Origin of the sequence: Yersinia aldovae ATCC 35236 (genome assembly GCF_000173735.1) — a bacterium.
GTDB lineage: Bacteria > Pseudomonadota > Gammaproteobacteria > Enterobacterales > Enterobacteriaceae > Yersinia > Yersinia aldovae.
Window position 1 is genome coordinate 67,721 of the sequence record NZ_ACCB01000014.1, and the last position, 17,737, is coordinate 85,457.

Here is a 17,737-nt window from a genome sequence, read left to right on the forward strand (position 1 = left end):
ACTCCTCGATCAGAAAAAAGCAGGGCTGATTATTTATGCGCTTATCGTCATTATTTCTATTAAGTTTATTGCCTTTTTCGGTCACTACCGCGTTAGCGCGCTCTCCTGCGGAGAAGCAAGATGCTGACAGCACTATCGCTGATCAAACTACGCTATTTTTCGGCAAAGATGATCGGACAGCGATAACCAATAGTAACCCATGGCCGTGGCAAGCGATTGGGCAGGTTGAAACGGCAAGCGGCAATCTTTGCACTGCAACATTGATATCCCCTCGCCTGGCACTCACGGCAGGCCATTGTGTTCTGGCCCCGCCAGGTCATATTGACCGCGCCGTTGCCTTGCGCTTTATCTCTGATAACGGCCATTGGAAATATCAGATAACCAGTTTAGAAACGCTGGTTGATACTAAGTTGGGGAAAAAACTAAAACCTGATGGTGACGGATGGATTGTTCCCCCCGCCGCCGCCGCTTATGACTTTGCACTTATCCGCTTAACTAATGCAAAGCCCATACCGATTAAACCCTTACCACTGTGGGAGGGTTCCACGACTGAGCTGACTCAAGTCCTCAAGTCGGTTAACCGCAAGATAACGCAAGCAGGTTACCCGCTAGACCATCTGGATACACTCTATCGTCATGAGGGCTGCCTGGTCACTGGCTGGGCTCAGAAAGGTGTACTCTCACACCAATGTGATACTTTACCGGGCGACAGTGGCTCACCCTTGCTGCTGAAAACGGGCAATAGTTGGTCATTGATTGCGATTCAAAGTTCGGCACCGGCGGCTAAAGATCGTTATCTGGCAGATAACCGAGCCTTAACCGTTCCTGCCATTAAAGACCGGTTAAAGGCGCTGGCGATAAAAGCCGCTAATATCACTAAGTGATCATGCATATTTGCTGATTACGCGTTGCCATCACTCCTTGGAAACACAAGAAGATTCAGAATTGAATTTAAAAACGAACGTGCCTCCCAACGCTGCTGCATAACGGCTTAACGTTGTGAGGTTGGGCGAAATAATACCTTTCTCCATGCGGCTAATGTTTTGCTTCTTTAGCCCCGCGCGCAGGGCGACATCCTCCTGAGTCAAGTTGCATCGCTGACGAGCCGCCTTCAGCTCAGTCATCATCGCCTGCCGGATCTGTAAATCGGTATAGGCATCATTTACCTGAGGCTGACTCAATGCAGTGGCTTTCACCTCACTGAAGGGTATGACATCAAAATCATCTTGTTTTTTCATGACTGCAATCTCCGTTTGAGTTCCTTCATACGCCGGTAGGCCAATATCAGGGTTCGTCTCGGGGTTTTTGGCGTCTTTTTCTGTAGAATATGGATGATATAAACCTGCCGATTCGCGTGATAAAAGAAAAAACCACGCCCGATCCCCTCCTTTGCACTGACACGCAGCTCCTTTAGCCCCTGGCCGATATCCCTGACTTCCGGTTCCCGTAATTCATGACCATAAGCCTCCAGCTCATCCATCGCTTTAATCAATGCCGCCTGAATACCCGCGGGCAACTTTAATAGCTCCCTTTGTGCCAAACGCAACACACTAATCTCATACATAAGCCATCCTTGCTCGGTGAAAACTCTAACAAACTCACCATAAGTAATCAAATATGGTGACCAAAATCAGACAAACTTTGTGCACGCTGCACGTTTGTTGACGCAGGTATACTGTCAGCAAGTGACTCACACAATAACTCCGCGGCCAGATAGCCGTGTTAATTCACTATTCTGGAAATGCCTCGCATCGTAACGGGTGATTTTCATTGATTACATTGGGGTTTACGTTATGAACTATAAGGATAATGTTATAAGGGAGGCGGAACGAGCGGATAAACTCAGCGCCCGAATGTACTCTGCTTTCGGGCGCTGAAAATGACGGTTTAAATAGACTGAGGTATTAGATGGAGAGTTGCTCAATCGTTTGTAAAATACGCTTATCCGATATTGGATAAGGCGTCCCGAGTTGTTGGGCAAACAGACTGACGCGCAACTCTTCAATCATCCAGCGCACTTCTTTTACCTCTTCATCCTGCTGGCGTTTGGGTGGCAACTTGGTGAGCCATTGCTGCCACATTTTCTGAATGTGTTCTACCCGCACCATTTGGGCGCGGTCACGATGAGGGTCCACCGCCAGTTTCTCCAGTCGGCGCTCTATGGCGCGCAAATACCGCAGCGTATCTGGCAGACGTTTCCAGCCGTTATTGGTCACAAAACCACGATAAATCAAATCGCCAAGCTGCGCTTTGATATCCGACAGTGCCAGAGCCTGAGAAATATCAACCCGCCCTTTTAAACGCTTGTTGATACTGAATACCATCGTCAGGATCTGCTCAACCTGTTGCGCGATATCGACCACCGTTTCATTCAGTTCGGCGCGAACTTTCTCCTGTAGATGCGCAAAATCCGCCTCCTGCCAAACCGGGCCACCATATTGCGCAACCAGTTTATCCACACCACAGGCGATACAATCATCAATTAAATCCATTACTTTGCCATAGGTATTAAAATACAACCCCAGCTTGGATTTGTTCGGCAGTTTTTCGTGCAAATACTTGATAGGAGAAGGAATATTTAGCAATAATAAACGGCGCGTCCCCTGCCACATCGCTTGCTGCTGCTGGGATTCGTTATCGAACAGGCGGATCGCCACACTGTCTTTCTCATCCACCAATGCGGGATAGGCTTTAACTTCGTAACCGCCACGGCGTTGCTCATAGCACACCGGCAAGTCACCAAAGCTCCAAATGTGCAGATCATTTTGTTCAATACCATCATCGGCAACCGCAGAAAGGGTTTCTTGTACTTTTTCCTGCAATTGTAACTTCAGTGCAGCAAGATCTTTGCCTTCTCGTAAGGTACGATTTTTATCATCCAGTACCCGGAACGTCATTTTAAGATGGTCAGGCACTTGATCCCACTGCCACGCTTCTCGTGACACTGTCACGCCAGTCATGCGCCGCAGTTCGCGCTCCAGCGCATCCAGCAGGCCAGTTTCCAACGGTGTTACTCGCGCTAAAAATGCTTCAGCGTAGTTGGGCGCAGGCACAAAATTACGCCGCACTGGTTTTGGCAGAGATTTGATCAGTGCGATTACCCGTTCACGGCGGATACCTGGAATTTGCCAGTCAAAACCCTGCTCTTGAATTTGGTTGAGGATTTGTAACGGTATATGGACCGTGACACCATCGGCATCCGTGCCTGGTTCAAATTGATAGGATAAGCGCAGTTTGATTGAACCTTGATACCAAAAATTGGGGTAATCCAATGGGTTAACTTTGTTCGCACCATCCTTGATAAGCATGGTTTTCTCAAAGTTAAGCAATTCTGGCTGTGTCTGGCTGGTTTTCTTCCACCAGCTATCAAAATGACGGGCAGAAATTACGTCACGGCCAATGCGCTGATCGTAAAAGTTAAACAGTGTTTCATCATCAACCAGAATGTCACGCCGACGTGATTTATGTTCCAGCTCTTCGACTTCTGCCAATAACTTGAGATTGGCACGGAAGAAGGCATGACGCGTCTGCCAATCCCCTTCCACTAAGCCATGCCGGATAAACAGTTCGCGACACAGCGGCGGATCAATCGGGCCGTAATTGATCTTACGCTCCGCCACAATCGGTAAGCCAAATAAGGTCACTTTTTCGCAGGCCATGACCGCACCCTGCGCTTTTTCCCAATGTGGGTCACTGTAATGGTGTTTCACCAAATGCTGCGCCAGGGGTTCGATCCATTCCGGTTCAATGCGCGCCGCAATGCGCCCCCACAGGCGGCTAGTCTCAACCAGTTCCGCCACCATCACCCATTTAGGCGGTTTTTTGAATAACCCAGAACCTGGGAAAACTGCAAAGCGGGCATTACGTGCGCCGGTAAACTCTTGCTTTTCAACATCTTTCTGGCCGATATGCGAGAGTAGACCGGTCAATATCGCGCTATGGACACTGCGATAATCCGCCACGACACTGTTAACCGGTATCCCCAGCTCTTTCACCACCTGACGTAGTTGCGTGTAGATATCCTGCCATTCGCGCACCCGCAGATAGTTAAGGAAATCACTGCGACATAGCTTACGAAACTGCGCCGAAGACAACGCTTTTTGCTGCTCTTTCAGGTAATCCCATAAGTTAACAAAAGCGAGGAAATCCGAGTCTTTATCAGCAAAACGGCGATGTTTTTCATCGGATGCCTGCTGCTTATCCATTGGCCGTTCGCGAGGATCTTGAATCGAGAGCGCAGAAGTAATGATCATCAGCTCACGGACACTGCCGCTTCGCTGTGCTTCCAACACCATACGCGCCAACCGTGGATCAACCGGTAACTGTGCCAACTGCCGTCCTAACGGCGTCAGTTGTTGATGGCCATTACTGGCGGTTTGTATCGCCCCCAGTTCTTCCAGCAGGCGCACGCCATCCTGGATATTACGCTTATCTGGCGCTTCAACAAACGGGAATGCCGCAATATCACCCAAACCGAGTGAGGTCATTTGCAGAATAACTGACGCCAGATTGGTACGCAGAATCTCGGGATCGGTAAATTCAGGGCGAGAGAGGAAATCCTGCTCTGCGTAGAGGCGGATACAGATACCATCGGAGACACGGCCACAGCGCCCTTTGCGCTGATTGGCCGACGCCTGGGATACCGGTTCAATCGGTAAGCGTTGCACCTTGGTGCGGAAGCTATAACGGCTGATACGCGCCGTGCCGGGATCAATCACATATTTGATCCCCGGCACCGTTAGCGACGTTTCAGCCACGTTGGTCGCCAGCACAATGCGCCGCCCATGATGAGACTGAAATACCCGATTCTGCTCGCTATTTGATAAGCGGGCGTACAGCGGCAACACTTCGGTATGTGGCAAATTTTGCTTCATCAGCGCATCGGCGGTATCGCGAATTTCACGCTCGCCGCTCATAAAGATCAAAATGTCACCGGGGCTTTCCCGCCCCAGTTCATCTACCGCATCAAAAATAGCTTGTAGCTGATCGCGCTCAACATCATCGGCGTCATCAACGACCGGACGGTAACGCACCTCCACCGGATAGGTACGGCCAGAAACCTCAATGATCGGCGCATTATTGAAATGACGTGAGAAACGCTGTGGATCGATGGTTGCAGAGGTAATAATGACTTTCAAGTCTGGCCGTTTGGGTAATAACTCCCGCAGATAACCCAGAATGAAATCAATATTCAGGCTACGTTCATGAGCCTCATCAATGATCAAGGTGTCATATTGCAGCAGCAGACGGTCTTGCTGAATCTCCGCCAGTAAAATGCCGTCGGTCATTAATTTGACCAGCGTGTTCTCGCCAACCTGATCATTAAAACGGACTTTATAACCGACACAACCGCCGAGCGTCGTGTCCAACTCTTCGGCAATGCGGTTTGCGACGGTGCGTGCCGCCAGACGCCGTGGTTGGGTATGGCCGATCACCCCTTTCACGCCACGCCCCAGCTCCAGGCAGATTTTCGGTATCTGCGTCGTTTTACCGGAGCCGGTTTCACCGGCAACAATCACCACCTGATGGTCACGGATGGCGTTATAGATATCCGGTTTTTTCTGGCTAACCGGCAAATTTTCAGGGTAGGTAATTGCAGGGCAAGCAGCACGACGGCTATTGACCCGCTGCATGGCAACGCCAAGCTCTGTTTCGATTTCGCGGGTAAAGGCTGCCACGGCGTCGGGATCATTGATTTTTCGTGCGCCTTGCAGCCGACGCCGCATACGCTGTTGGTCACGGAGCATCAACTCACCAAGTTGGGTGGATAACGCTGCGAGCGAAGATTTCACGTTCAGTATTCCTTGTTACGATGCGGCTGCCACTGACAGTATCAGCCCAATGTTTTATGCTATTCGTCTGATTAGCTGACTTTTTTATTCATTGATAGACGATATGAACCGCTAATCTCATTCTGATTATTACTCATTTTTTATCGTATCAATCCTTATCGGATAGGGTAACACAGCCTCGCTTTACGCCGTAACCTAAGCCGTATCTCGGGCCTATTTTCTTCATTCAATAAAATCGAACAAAGAACGCAAATTATTGCGCTATCACTGGTTTAAAAATATGAATAAAGTGTATCTCATTGAAAGGGCGTATCGCCTAAGTCTCTGTTACCTGTTAAGGAATTACGATGAGCAAAGTTCTGGTTCTTAAATCAAGCATTCTGGCAACCTATTCACAGTCCAACCAATTGGCTGACTTCTTCGTTGAACAGTGGCAGGCAGCCCATGCCGACGACCAGATTACCGTGCGTGACCTCGCCGCTCAACCTATCCCAGTATTGGACGGTGAATTGGTGGGTGCCCTGCGCCCTTCTGACGCGGCATTAACGCCACGTCAACAAGATGCGCTGGCGCTGTCTGACGAGCTGATTGCGGAGTTGCAAGCCAATGATGTCATTGTGATTGCCGCACCGATGTACAACTTCAATATCCCGACCCAGTTGAAAAACTATTTTGACCTGATTGCCCGTGCTGGCGTGACATTCCGCTACACCGAAAAAGGCCCAGAAGGGTTAGTGACCGGTAAACGTGCCATTATCCTGACCAGCCGTGGCGGTATTCATAAAGATACCCCAACAGACCTGGTTGTACCTTACCTGCGTCTGTTCCTCGGCTTTATCGGGATTAGCGATGTTGAGTTCGTATTTGCAGAGGGTATCGCTTACGGCCCTGAAGTAGCGACCAAAGCACAGGCAGATGCGAAAGAATTACTGGCTCAGGTTGTCAGCGCTTAATGAATCACTTTTGCGCAATGGCGGGTATCTTCGTCAAGCGCCACTGAAAATGACCGTGTATTACCCTCGTTTTACCCATAGTGTCATTTGATCATTGCGCGCCTTCGGGCGCGCTTTTTTCTGGCGGGTGCCGCGTTAAACGACGGCTTGCCTTGTCTTAACTCGCACGATTCGTTCCGCGTGGTCAGCGTCGCATCCACTGACCGTTAATGCCACGCACATATTCACCGGGAGCTGCGCGGTTAACCAGCTTCTGCCCTGCTAATTTGGCGACATCCTCGGTAGAGATATGGTTTTTCTGGGCGACTTCCTGGTACTTCTCGGTTCGCGCAATATTGATCTGCTCCACCAACGCCAGCGTTTCAGCATCTTTTTTCACCGCCGCCAGATAACCGTTCAGCGTTTCCCCTACCCGGCCTTGCTGCTTTGCTTGCTCTAGTGTCAAGGCAAACGCCATTGAACTGAACAGCAGGCTGCCTGCCAAGGCCATATAACACACTATTGCACCAAACTGCCGCGATCTCGCACCAATCCAGGCTGAAATTTGCTTTGTCATATTGGCTCCCTAAAACAGATTGGATTGATTTTTCAGCAAACTTTCCACATCTTTGTCCACTTTGATCTGGATCTCATGCTCAATCTTGACGTTCATATTGATAGTGATGGGTTTTTCAGGAGTCGCGACTTCAAGGCGTACACAGCCACTGAGCAGTAAAATACCCAGTGCTATCGCCATACGTTCCGCTGTTAAGTTCTTCATTCCTTGGTCCTCGCCGATGTTTTTGGTTGAGATAAATGGGCAGGTTGTAATGAAATGGCCGGTTGCGCTGAAAGCATTTGTTGTAGCCATTCTTGTAAATTGTCGCCAAAACGCAGGCTACGCCAGAGCTGGAATACATTTTCCTGATGCTGGTAATTGAGTATTATCTCACGCTTATTATTTTTCTGCGTATTCACGCCATGAATTTTTGAACTGAGCGTCAAGTGACCCAGGTTATCCAAGTCCACTTTGGCATAAGAATGATAAATCTCCATGTAGCGCAGCCAGTCAATTGCGGTGCCGGCCACCAGATTACTCTCACTGATCGAATTGGCCAGGTCAGGGTCCAACCGCAAAGTCACCATGCCATCATTGGCAATCCAGCCATTGCGCACCAGCCATTGCGGGTTATTAAGGTAGAGCGGCAACTCACCATTCACTTTGCCTGACATAGCAAACTGCTTCGGTTGTAATACGGTAAACAGTGCGCTGAGGTCGATGGCGTTTAGCTTCAGCACTGCGGCATCATGTTGCGGCAAACGTAATGCCGACAAACTCATATGCCCATTGAGGATATCCATACCGACATTGCTTAAGGTTAACGGCGCACCTTCTGAGTAAGGGTAAGTACCTTGCAAATCAGCGGTAATATTCTGCATTTCGAATAAGTTGTTAAGCGCAGCAATCCGCAGCATGACCGGTTCTTTCGCCCCCAACTGCCAGTGGTGATTTTTCAATCGGTAGGACATAACAAAGTCCAAACCACTCAGCTCGCCGTCTTTCAGCCACATCCCACCGTTCTTCACCACCCAGTGCCCACCGGCGGTAAAACCTTGCTCACGCGCGGCCGAGAATGCGGCCTGTGCATAGAACTCACCATCACGCAGTTTGATGCCAAGCTCTTCAGAGATAAGTGGCTGGAATACCATCAACGACTGTTTAGGCCACCAGCCCTCACCGCGTAAGCGCTCCCCATCCCAACGACCGCGCAGCGGGATAGGCCCGATAGTGTTGGCCTGTAACTGCCCCTGCCACAGAAAACTGTCCAGATCACGGCCATTGAGTTGCAATGAGAGCACCGCTGGCGGCAGATAACCCCCGCCATCACTGAATGCCACTTTCTTAGCGACCAATTCAAGACCGGCAATAAACGCCGGATGATGGTTATCACGCTGCCAGGTCAACGGCTTCGTTAATGTCAGGCGTGGTGCTTCGACTTTGACCAAGCCATATTGCAAGTGATCAAAACCGGTTGATAGCTTATCGACGGTGATCACCCTGTCGTGCCAACTCCCCTTGCCTGCCATATCCCAACGGGCAGCCAGCGGTGGCAGATTACCATTCCCCCAATAACGCCATTGCCAGTGACCTTTATCGGGCCAGAACGCCTGCGCCTGACCATCCAGATGCAGATTGAAATTGCCCCAATAGCGGTCTTGCGCATCGACGATAGCCTGTAAACGCCCGGTAACCCCCTGCGCAGTGACTTTGACGCCAGCCAGCGGCCAGCGGGCATCTCTTATGCGCAATTCAGGGGTTACATTACCATGCGCACGCAGCAACGCGCCCGGATACAGCACCCAGGTGGGGTTCAGCACCGAACCGCTGAACACGCCGGGAAGCGTGGCGTTCAAAATCATTCTTTCCAGATTCGCCTGCCCGCTGAGCTGGAACTTTAAATCACTGTTAATCATGCTCAGATTACCGGGGCCAACGGTCAATACCGCATTGCCTTTGCCACTCTTACCGGAGGTGATCACATTGATGCGGGCATCAATCGAGGTCTGTTCCAGACCGTTATCCCAGTCATGTAAGGTCAGGTTAACCCCACCACTCAGGGGTTGCTGGCCGTAAGGCCATTGCCATTGCCCTGCCACTATCTGAATCTGATTGGTTGAAACCTGCCACGGAAAATGGGCCAGCGGTTGGCTGTCACCTTGCTCCGTCAACGTTAATACCCCGTGCTGTTGCTGCCAGTTCAGGTTCAGCAACAACGGCTTAGAGAGATAACCGGTGGTCAATACCCCCGCCAGCGCACCTTGACTCGGCCAGTCATCCAGTGACAGCGGAACCTTGATCTTACCGCGCAGTTGGAAGGGTTGTGGCGTGCCGGGTACCGCAATAGAGAATTGATGCAAGTTAAGTTGCTGCTGCTCATCCAACGTGGCGGCAAAACTGAGCTGCTGGCCCTGATAGCGCAGTTCCTGTGTCAACTTACCTTTCGAAGAGAGCGTCAGTTTGCCGGCATATTGCTGCCACGGCGTTATCAGCAAATTGCCAATATTCAGATCCAGCCGCGATAGTTGTTGCTGCCAGTGAGCCAGGTCTTGCGGTGCGCTGTCAGCACTGGAGGGAAGCTGACTCAGGCAGGCAGTATCCAGTGCCACTTTATCAGCACCCAGTTGCCAGCGGCCCAGATGATAAGCCACACTCAGTTGGGAGATATTGGTTAGCGTGCAGCCCTGCGCCAGATAACTCAGTTGGTCAATACGCAGTGCGCCATCATGCCAAACTGGCGCGTGTGCCACTCTCAGTTGAGTTCCGACGGGCAGCCAGTATTGCGCGACTTTGGGTAACCACTGAGGCAGGGTTTTCCATAATACCAGCAGAGAAATTACCCCTATCAATAACAACCAACCCACTATTTTTGCGCATTTAGTCATGACTTGCCTTGTTTTATCACCGACCGGACTCACGTTGTGCTTTAATCCCTGCAAGATACCATAATTGTTATTTATGGTTCATTGTCTCAAATTGTATGATTTATTCAAATATGCTAGATTGATCACATTATTTTAGCGGAGAAATCACGATGAAATTAGCCGTTTACAGTACCAAACAGTATGACCGTAAATACCTCGAATTGGTCAATAAAGATTTTGGCTTTGAATTGGAGTTTTTCGACTTTCTGTTGACCCCGAAAACAGCAAAAATGGCTGAGGGCTGTCAGGCGGTATGTATTTTTGTCAATGATGATGGTTGCCGCGAAGTATTAACCGAGCTGGCCGCCGTTGGCGTTAAAATACTCGCTTTGCGCTGTGCGGGTTTTAATAATGTCGATCTGCAAGCCGCTAAAGAGCTGGGCATTCAGGTTGTCCGTGTTCCGGCTTACTCACCTGAAGCCGTAGCAGAACATGCTGTTGGTATGATGATGAGCCTAAATCGACGCATTCACCGTGCTTATCAGCGAACCCGTGATGCTAACTTCTCATTAGAGGGGTTGATCGGTTTCAATATGCACAACCGTACTGCGGGGGTGATTGGTACCGGTAAAATTGGTGTGGCCACCCTGCGTATTTTGAAAGGTTTCGGCATGAACTTACTGGCCTATGATCCGTTTCCAAGCCAACAAGCTCTGGAACTCGGCACTGAATATGTCGATTTGGATACCTTATACCATAAGTCGGATGTCATCTCGTTGCATTGCCCGATGACAGCAGAGAACCATCACCTGCTCAATAAACAGTCCTTCGATAAGATGAAAAAAGGCGTCATGATCATCAACACCAGCCGAGGAGGATTGATTGATTCTGCGGCGGCGATCGAAGCCTTAAAACAGCAGAAGATTGGTGCTCTGGGTATGGACGTTTATGAGAATGAACGTGACCTGTTCTTTGAAGATAAATCCAATGACGTGATTCAGGATGATATTTTCCGCCGCCTCTCTTCCTGCCATAACGTGTTATTTACTGGGCATCAGGCATTCCTGACTGAAGAGGCGCTGACCAGTATTTCTAACACCACAATGCAGAATATCGCACAATTGAAAGATAACAAACCTTGCCCGAATCTTATTGACTGATTAACTATCGCGTATCACTGATAGGGTGTGCAATAAGACACTCTATCAGGGTGCGGTTTATTTGTTATCCCCAAGACAGATTAATCCTGAAAACAGCCCTGTGCCGTTATAATAATCTGCATATCAGTTATAATCCCCCGTAATTACCTTATCGTTAGATTTTGACAATAACGACACAACCACACCGCAGCAGGAGATAACATGAAGAAAATACTTCCCTTCGCCATCGTTGGCGTACTTCTTACAGGATGCGGTATGAGTCAATCCGGCAATGACACCACGCGCAGCGTGACTGAAAACGATCTGCTGCATCACAACTTTGTGCTGCTAAGCGTTAATGGTCAAGCCCCGCTAAAAAAACCTGCACCGAGTATTGAATTCGGCGAAAAAATGCATATTTCCGGCGCGATGTGTAATCGATTTATGGGCCAGGGTGAGCTGAAAGAGGGGGTACTTACTGCCAAAGGGCTGGCAAGCACCCGGATGCTGTGTGCCGATGAGCAGTTAAATCAGTGGGATGCACTAATTGGCGAAGCATTGGGCAACGGTGTAAAAGTGACCTTAAACAAGGGGCAGTTAACCCTAAGCAATAATGCTCATACGTTAATTTACCAACAAAAAGACTGGGTAAACTGATCTCGGTTAAACCTGTCTGCGCGGCAGTATTTAATAATGCATTAAATACTGCCGTTTATTAACGCGCCGGACATGCTCCGCGCATTAATGCCCACTCTTCACAGCGTTTACCGTCTGGTAATTGGCACATCCCCACACTGCTGCCATTGAGTTGCCTGGCGAGGGTCAAAACGCCGCCCGCATTGGCGCAATTCACTGATGCCGGGTTTGACATATTCAGGTTGTGATGCGTGCTGGCACTGGTCGCTTGTTGTACTGGCTCATCGACATCAGCACGGTTCGATGCGGTCGTTGGATCATTGCTGCTACAAGCGGCTAAAAAGAATACCGCGCCGCCTGCCAACCAAGATAATACGTTCATTCTTCTGCTCCGGCGTGAGAAATATATAAAGTTATTGTCTTAGAAAAACAGTACGGATGATCCGCAAAAGCCTTATATAATATCGGTTACAATTAAAAGACAACATAAATAAGCGCCAATATGATAATTTAATTTAGCTTAAGTCAAGGCGAGCAGCCTGCTGACCAGATTATTTTTACGTTTAAATTTCGTGCAAAACAAATGAGCTAATATTAATCGGATAGATAATCATATACCTATAGTGCGAACAAGAATAAAAGGAAATAATTATGATCACGGATTTATTGCTACGAATTGCCCTTGCCGGGGCGCTGGGTGGGTTAATTGGTATTGAGCGCCAGTTACGTGCAAAAGAAGCAGGATTGCGCACACACATTCTGGTGGGTATCGGTAGCGCTATGTTTATGATTGTTTCCAAGTATGGTTTTGAGGATTTATTGATACTCGAACACGTCAGTTTTGATCCGAGCAGGGTCGCCGCACAGGTGGTTAGCGGCATGGGGTTCCTTGGTGCCGGTACGATTATGATCCAAAAACAGATGGTTAAAGGGCTAACCACCGCGGCAGGAATGTGGGTCACGGCGGCAATCGGCTTAGTGATCGGCAGTGGCCTGTATGAGATTGGTATTTATGGCACGTTAATGACATTGATCGTATTGGAGATCTTTCGTCAGTTAAGTAATCGCCTGCTCGGGCAACACTATTATATATACATCAAACTGTTACCGGAAAGTGTGCCACAGGTATTGGTTGCACTACAGAAACTGCGCCTGCGACCCATTAACCTCTCCGTGACGCAAAAACGTGACGAAGGCGATTCTGATTGTGATCTCTCAATGGACGTGACGTTGTCACCAAGAAAAAGCGTGGATCAGGTATATGAAAAGTTACTGGCTATTGATGGAATACATCAGTTGGACATTAAGTAGCGGGTTCATTCTCCCCACTACCCACAATTAATTATAAATATATCCTAAAGCCATTGGCGTGGCAGGCAGCAAACGAATATATCCCGATGAACTCACTAAAGTCAGTGATTCGGGTAAGCGAGAGCCGCCCCCTACAACGTCAAGTAAGCAGAATATATTAGTGCATCGGCGTCTTGGACAGCAGATTAATCACCATGACGCCGGCCACAATCAATGTCATGCCTAAGATAGCAGCCCAATCCAGCTTTTTGTTGATACATAAACGTTGCCGCAATAGAAACCAAAACAATCCCCAATCCCGACCAAATAGCGTAAGCGATCCCCAGAGGCATGGTTTTAACCACTTGAGAAAGCCCCCAGAAAGCAATGCCATAGCCAATCACTACCACGCCCGAAGGCACTAACCGCGTAAAACCATCAGATGCTTTTAGCATGGTGGTAGCTACCACTTCAGCCACAATTGCCATCATTAAATAAGCAAAACCGCTCATTGTTAATCTCTCCTTATCAACATCGAACCGGTATTATGCCCACGCATAATGCAATATTCATTAAATCAATCTCACAATTATTTTACAAACTCACTGATTTTGGCTGTGTTACCCAGCGGATGTCCGAACAACGTAATAAATAGTTCTCTAATTGTAATAATTATTATCCGAATGCTCGCTATATATCCTAAACCTGCCTAACTGCCTTATTTTGTACCCATTATCGGTTCACCGCTGCCACACAAACGCGATAACTGACAAAAGTACCCTCTGCTAGAATTTCTCTATTAGTTCAAATAAATCGTGAGCCATCAGAGGCCTTCATTACTACTTTTCCGATTAATGAGAAACGGCCTCTGCTTGATAAGCAATGTGAAGGTATAAATTAATGATTACAACTGACGGTAACAGTGCCGTCGCTTCTGTGGCTTATCGTGCCAGTGAAGTGATTGCTATCTACCCTATTACCCCCAGCTCCACGATGGCAGAGCAAGCTGATGCATGGTCTGGCGACGGTAAAGTGAATATCTGGGGCGATGTGCCACGCGTGGTTGAAATGCAGTCGGAAGGCGGCGCTATCGCCACGGTGCATGGTGCGTTGCAAACCGGCGCGCTATCAACCTCTTTTACCTCCTCTCAGGGATTATTGTTAATGATCCCGACCCTGTATAAGCTGGCGGGCGAACTGACCCCCTTTGTGCTGCATGTGGCCGCCAGAACCGTGGCAACCCATGCGTTATCTATCTTCGGTGACCACTCTGATGTAATGGCGGTGCGCCAGACCGGTTGCGCCATGCTGTGTGCCAGCAGTGTGCAGGAAGCACAGGATTTCGCCTTGATTTCTCAGGTGGCAACCCTTAATAGTCGTATTCCATTTATTCATTTCTTTGATGGTTTCCGTACCTCTCATGAGATCAATAAAATTGTGCCGCTCAGTGACGACACACTGCGTCAGCTACTGCCACAAAAAGGGATAGATGCCCACCGCAGCCGGGCGCTGACACCAGACCGGCCGGTAGTGCGCGGCACATCGGCTAACCCGGATACCTATTTCCAATCCAGGGAAGCGACCAATCCTTGGTATAACAGCACTTATCAGCATGTCGCCGCTGCAATGCAGGCGTTTGCCCAAGCGACTGGCCGTGAATATCAGCCTTTCGAATATTACGGCCACCCACAGGCTGAGCGCGTTATTATCTTGATGGGTTCGGCGATCGGCACCTGCGAAGAGGTGATTGACACCTTGCTGACCCGTGGCGAGAGAGTCGGTGTACTGAAAGTACGCCTGTTCCGCCCTTTCTCCGCCGAACATCTGTTAGGTGTATTGCCACAGTCAGTAACCAAAATCGCCGTACTGGACAGAACCAAAGAGCCAGGTGCCTTGGCCGAACCGCTCTATCTTGAGGTGATGACCGCGCTGGCTGAAGCCTACAGTCGAGGTGAACGCGCCACATTGCCCAAAGTGATAGGTGGCCGTTATGGGTTATCCTCCAAAGAGTTTGGCCCCGACTGCGCACTGGCTATTTTCAAAGAGTTATCCCTGGATTTGCCGCGTGCGCGCTTTACTGTTGGCATTTTTGATGATGTGACCGGTTTATCGTTACCGCTGACCGATGAGACAATTGAGCAACGCGCCACACTGGAAGCCCTGTTCTATGGCCTGGGCAGTGATGGCTCGGTTTCTGCCACCAAAAATAACATCAAAATTATCGGTAACAGTACACCTTTGTATGCGCAGGGTTATTTTGTTTATGACTCGAAGAAGGCCGGCGGCCTGACGGTTTCTCACTTACGTGTCAGCAAGACGCCGATCAACTCAGCCTATCTGATTAGTCATGCCGACTTTGTCGGTTGTCATCAGCTACAGTTTATTGACACCTACCAAATGGCTGAACGGCTGAAGCCCGGCGGTATTTTCCTGATCAACTCCCCTTTCAGCGCCGATGAAATGTGGCAACGCCTGCCGCAAGAAGTTCAGGCAGTGCTGCATCAACGCCAGGCCCGCCTGTTTGTGATTAATGCGGCTAAAATTGCTCGCGAATGCAAACTGGGTGCCCGTATCAATACCGTGATGCAGATGGCGTTCTTCCATCTCACCCAAATCTTGCCAACGGCAATGGCCCTTGAGCAACTTAGAGCCGCCATTGACCGCAGTTACCGCACTAAAGGGCCAGAAATCGTCAGCCGTAACTGGCAAGCGCTGGATGCCACCCTGGATGCGTTGGTTGAAATCCCGCGGCAACCGATTAATGAAAACAGCCCGATGCGGCCACCGATCGTCTCTGATTTGGCCCCTGATTTCGTCAAAACCGTTACCGCCACCATGTTGGCGGGTTTAGGTGATGCCCTGCCGGTATCCGCTTTCCCACCGGATGGCACCTGGCCGGTCGGCACCACACAGTGGGAAAAGCGCAATATTGCCGAAGACATTCCCATCTGGCAGCCTGACCTTTGTACGCAGTGTAACCACTGTGTCGCGGCCTGCCCGCACTCGGCAATTCGTGCCAAAGTGGTTCAACCCGCGGCCATGTCCGGTGCGCCGGACAGTTTGCAATCACTGGATGTCAAAGCGCGTGATATGCGCGGCCAGAAATACGTATTGCAAGTGGCCCCAGAGGACTGTACCGGTTGTAATTTGTGTTATGAGGTCTGCCCGGCCAAAGATCGCCAGAATCCAGAAATTAAAGCGATTAACATGAAGCCGCGTCTGGAACATCTGGCGGCAGAGAAAGCGCATTACGATTTCTTCCTCAAATTGCCAGAGATCGATAAAACTCAAATCGAACGTATCGATATCCGCACCTCACAGTTAATCTCGCCGCTGTTTGAATACTCAGGTGCCTGCTCCGGCTGTGGTGAAACGCCCTATATCAAGCTGCTGACCCAGTTGTATGGCGATCGGCTATTAATTGCCAATGCCACCGGTTGCTCATCAATCTATGGCGGCAATCTGCCAACCACACCGTACACCACCAATGCCGATGGCCGTGGCCCAGCGTGGGCCAATTCGCTGTTTGAAGATAATGCCGAGTTTGGTTTGGGCTTCCGCCTGACGGTCGATCAACATCGCCAGCGCGTAACCCGTTTGATTAATCAATTGGCACCCCAGTTACCGGCTGAACTGGTCAGCCAGTTAATCAATCAAGCTGCCACGCCAGAAGTGCGGCGCGAGCAAGTGACACAACTGCGTGAGTTATTACGCGCTATCCCCGGCAACGATGCGCAACAACTGGCAACCGACGCCGATTATCTGGTGGATAAGTCCATTTGGCTGATTGGTGGCGACGGTTGGGCTTACGATATCGGCTTTGGTGGGCTGGATCATGTACTTAGCCTGACAGAAAACGTCAATGTGCTGGTGCTAGATACCCAGTGCTACTCCAATACCGGCGGGCAGCAATCAAAAGCAACGCCACTGGGGGCGGTCACCAAGTTTGGTGAACACGGCAAACGTAAAGCCCGCAAAGATTTAGGCGTCAGCATGATGATGTACGGTCATGTGTATGTGGCTCAAATCTCCCTCGGTGCGCAACTCAATCAGACGGTCAAAGCGATTCAGGAAGCAGAAGCCTACCCCGGCCCGTCACTGATTATCGCTTACAGCCCTTGTGAAGAGCACGGCTACGATCTGGCTTACAGCCACGCGCAAATGAAGCAATTAACTGCCACCGGATTCTGGCCATTATATCGCTTTGATCCACGTCGCGTTGATGAAGGTAACGTGGCGCTGACATTAGATTCACGCCCACCGAGCAGCGACCTGACCACCACACTGCTCAATGAGCAACGCTTTCGTCGGCTCAATAGCCAAGAACCAGAAGTGGCAGCACAATTATATGCGGATGCCGAGAAGGATTTGAAAAAACGTTATGACTTCCTGAGCCTACTGGCAGGGAAAGCAGAGATTGCCCGCTCAGAGTGAAATTGAATTAAATAAATCATCAAGCCAGTCAATATCCCTTGACTGGTTTTTTTTTGTGCCAACTTCTATTACTCATACGTCTAAATTTGGA

At 49.6% G+C, this 17,737-nt stretch carries 13 protein-coding genes and 1 pseudogene; 6 read left to right on the top strand and 8 right to left on the bottom strand.

What is annotated here, in order from left to right; translation table 11 throughout:
* Positions 1–35: 35 nt before the first annotated feature.
* Complete coding sequence (locus tag YALDO0001_RS08645; protein ID WP_004702090.1) at positions 36–884, top strand: trypsin-like serine peptidase; 849 nt, start codon at positions 36–38, stop codon at positions 882–884.
* A gap of 30 nt (positions 885–914) precedes the next feature.
* On the opposite strand, the gene YALDO0001_RS08650 is transcribed toward YALDO0001_RS08645, so the two are convergent.
* From YALDO0001_RS08650 to hrpA, 3 genes are all read right to left on the bottom strand, one after another.
* Entirely contained in the window at positions 915–1,238 is a 324-nt protein-coding gene (locus tag YALDO0001_RS08650; RefSeq protein WP_042545850.1) for a helix-turn-helix domain-containing protein, read from the bottom strand.
* Entirely contained in the window at positions 1,235–1,564 is a 330-nt protein-coding gene (locus YALDO0001_RS08655; protein WP_042545849.1) for a type II toxin-antitoxin system RelE/ParE family toxin, read from the bottom strand. Before YALDO0001_RS08655 ends, YALDO0001_RS08650 begins: the two co-directional genes overlap by 4 nt.
* A gap of 340 nt (positions 1,565–1,904) precedes the next feature.
* Positions 1,905–5,792 (bottom strand): ATP-dependent RNA helicase HrpA, encoded by a 3,888-nt coding sequence (hrpA, locus tag YALDO0001_RS08660; RefSeq protein ID WP_004702096.1) that lies wholly within the window; start codon positions 5,790–5,792, stop codon positions 1,905–1,907.
* 347 nt (positions 5,793–6,139) lie between these two features.
* On the opposite strand from hrpA, the gene azoR reads away from it, so the two are divergent.
* Positions 6,140–6,745 carry an FMN-dependent NADH-azoreductase gene (gene azoR, locus YALDO0001_RS08665; RefSeq protein ID WP_004702098.1) on the top strand — a complete coding sequence of 202 codons (606 nt, stop codon included), beginning with the start codon at positions 6,140–6,142 and terminating at the stop codon, positions 6,743–6,745.
* A 184-nt stretch (positions 6,746–6,929) separates the two neighbouring features.
* Here azoR and YALDO0001_RS08670 read toward each other — a convergent pair whose 3' ends face one another.
* The 3 genes from YALDO0001_RS08670 to YALDO0001_RS08680 all read right to left on the bottom strand — a co-directional run bounded on the left by YALDO0001_RS08670 (position 6,930) and on the right by YALDO0001_RS08680 (position 10,168).
* Positions 6,930–7,235, bottom strand: coding sequence for a YdbL family probable chaperone protein (locus YALDO0001_RS08670; protein WP_004702099.1), 306 nt, complete (start codon positions 7,233–7,235; stop codon positions 6,930–6,932).
* A gap of 75 nt (positions 7,236–7,310) precedes the next feature.
* Complete coding sequence (locus YALDO0001_RS08675) at positions 7,311–7,505, bottom strand: YnbE family lipoprotein (protein WP_042839609.1); 195 nt, start codon at positions 7,503–7,505, stop codon at positions 7,311–7,313.
* The gene (locus YALDO0001_RS08680; protein ID WP_049595998.1) at positions 7,502–10,168 is read right to left on the bottom strand and encodes a YdbH family protein; all 2,667 of its coding nucleotides are present in this window, start codon (positions 10,166–10,168) and stop codon (positions 7,502–7,504) included. The genes YALDO0001_RS08675 and YALDO0001_RS08680 overlap by 4 nt, the downstream gene beginning before the upstream one ends.
* Before the next feature lie 149 nt (positions 10,169–10,317).
* On the opposite strand from YALDO0001_RS08680, the gene YALDO0001_RS08685 reads away from it, so the two are divergent.
* Both YALDO0001_RS08685 and hslJ read left to right on the top strand, forming a co-directional pair.
* The gene (locus YALDO0001_RS08685; protein ID WP_004702106.1) at positions 10,318–11,307 is read left to right on the top strand and encodes a 2-hydroxyacid dehydrogenase; all 990 of its coding nucleotides are present in this window, start codon (positions 10,318–10,320) and stop codon (positions 11,305–11,307) included.
* 201 nt (positions 11,308–11,508) lie between these two features.
* On the top strand, positions 11,509–11,943 hold the full coding sequence (gene hslJ, locus YALDO0001_RS08690; RefSeq protein WP_042839610.1) for a heat shock protein HslJ: 435 nt from the start codon (positions 11,509–11,511) through the stop codon (positions 11,941–11,943).
* A 58-nt stretch (positions 11,944–12,001) separates the two neighbouring features.
* On the opposite strand, the gene YALDO0001_RS08695 is transcribed toward hslJ, so the two are convergent.
* A complete protein-coding gene (locus YALDO0001_RS08695; protein ID WP_004702110.1) occupies positions 12,002–12,304 on the bottom strand; it encodes a putative hemolysin in 303 nt (100 codons plus the stop codon).
* Between the two features lie 269 nt (positions 12,305–12,573).
* On the opposite strand from YALDO0001_RS08695, the gene YALDO0001_RS08700 reads away from it, so the two are divergent.
* On the top strand, positions 12,574–13,233 hold the full coding sequence (locus YALDO0001_RS08700; RefSeq protein ID WP_004702111.1) for an MgtC/SapB family protein: 660 nt from the start codon (positions 12,574–12,576) through the stop codon (positions 13,231–13,233).
* 157 nt (positions 13,234–13,390) lie between these two features.
* On the opposite strand, the pseudogene YALDO0001_RS08705 reads toward YALDO0001_RS08700, so the two are convergent.
* Positions 13,391–13,724: pseudogene (locus YALDO0001_RS08705) on the bottom strand (DMT family transporter).
* A gap of 388 nt (positions 13,725–14,112) precedes the next feature.
* Between YALDO0001_RS08705 and nifJ the strand changes: the two are divergent.
* Entirely contained in the window at positions 14,113–17,646 is a 3,534-nt protein-coding gene (nifJ, locus tag YALDO0001_RS08710; RefSeq protein WP_004702117.1) for a pyruvate:ferredoxin (flavodoxin) oxidoreductase, read from the top strand.
* Positions 17,647–17,737: the final 91 nt, after the last annotated feature.

What these genes read in the sequence shown, in the direction of transcription:
- YALDO0001_RS08655 (WP_042545849.1), bottom strand. Translation starts at nt 1,564, where the DNA reads ATGTATGAGATTAGTGTGTTGCGTTTGGCACAAAGGGAGCTATTAAAG.
- azoR (WP_004702098.1), top strand. Translation starts at nt 6,140, where the DNA reads ATGAGCAAAGTTCTGGTTCTTAAATCAAGCATTCTGGCAACCTATTCA.
- YALDO0001_RS08650 (WP_042545850.1), bottom strand. Translation starts at nt 1,238, where the DNA reads ATGAAAAAACAAGATGATTTTGATGTCATACCCTTCAGTGAGGTGAAA.
- nifJ (WP_004702117.1), top strand. Translation starts at nt 14,113, where the DNA reads ATGATTACAACTGACGGTAACAGTGCCGTCGCTTCTGTGGCTTATCGT.
- YALDO0001_RS08685 (WP_004702106.1), top strand. Translation starts at nt 10,318, where the DNA reads ATGAAATTAGCCGTTTACAGTACCAAACAGTATGACCGTAAATACCTC.
- YALDO0001_RS08700 (WP_004702111.1), top strand. Translation starts at nt 12,574, where the DNA reads ATGATCACGGATTTATTGCTACGAATTGCCCTTGCCGGGGCGCTGGGT.
- YALDO0001_RS08680 (WP_049595998.1), bottom strand. Translation starts at nt 10,168, where the DNA reads ATGACTAAATGCGCAAAAATAGTGGGTTGGTTGTTATTGATAGGGGTA.
- YALDO0001_RS08645 (WP_004702090.1), top strand. Translation starts at nt 36, where the DNA reads ATGCGCTTATCGTCATTATTTCTATTAAGTTTATTGCCTTTTTCGGTC.
- YALDO0001_RS08675 (WP_042839609.1), bottom strand. Translation starts at nt 7,505, where the DNA reads ATGAAGAACTTAACAGCGGAACGTATGGCGATAGCACTGGGTATTTTA.
- hslJ (WP_042839610.1), top strand. Translation starts at nt 11,509, where the DNA reads ATGAAGAAAATACTTCCCTTCGCCATCGTTGGCGTACTTCTTACAGGA.
- YALDO0001_RS08695 (WP_004702110.1), bottom strand. Translation starts at nt 12,304, where the DNA reads ATGAACGTATTATCTTGGTTGGCAGGCGGCGCGGTATTCTTTTTAGCC.
- YALDO0001_RS08670 (WP_004702099.1), bottom strand. Translation starts at nt 7,235, where the DNA reads ATGGCCTTGGCAGGCAGCCTGCTGTTCAGTTCAATGGCGTTTGCCTTG.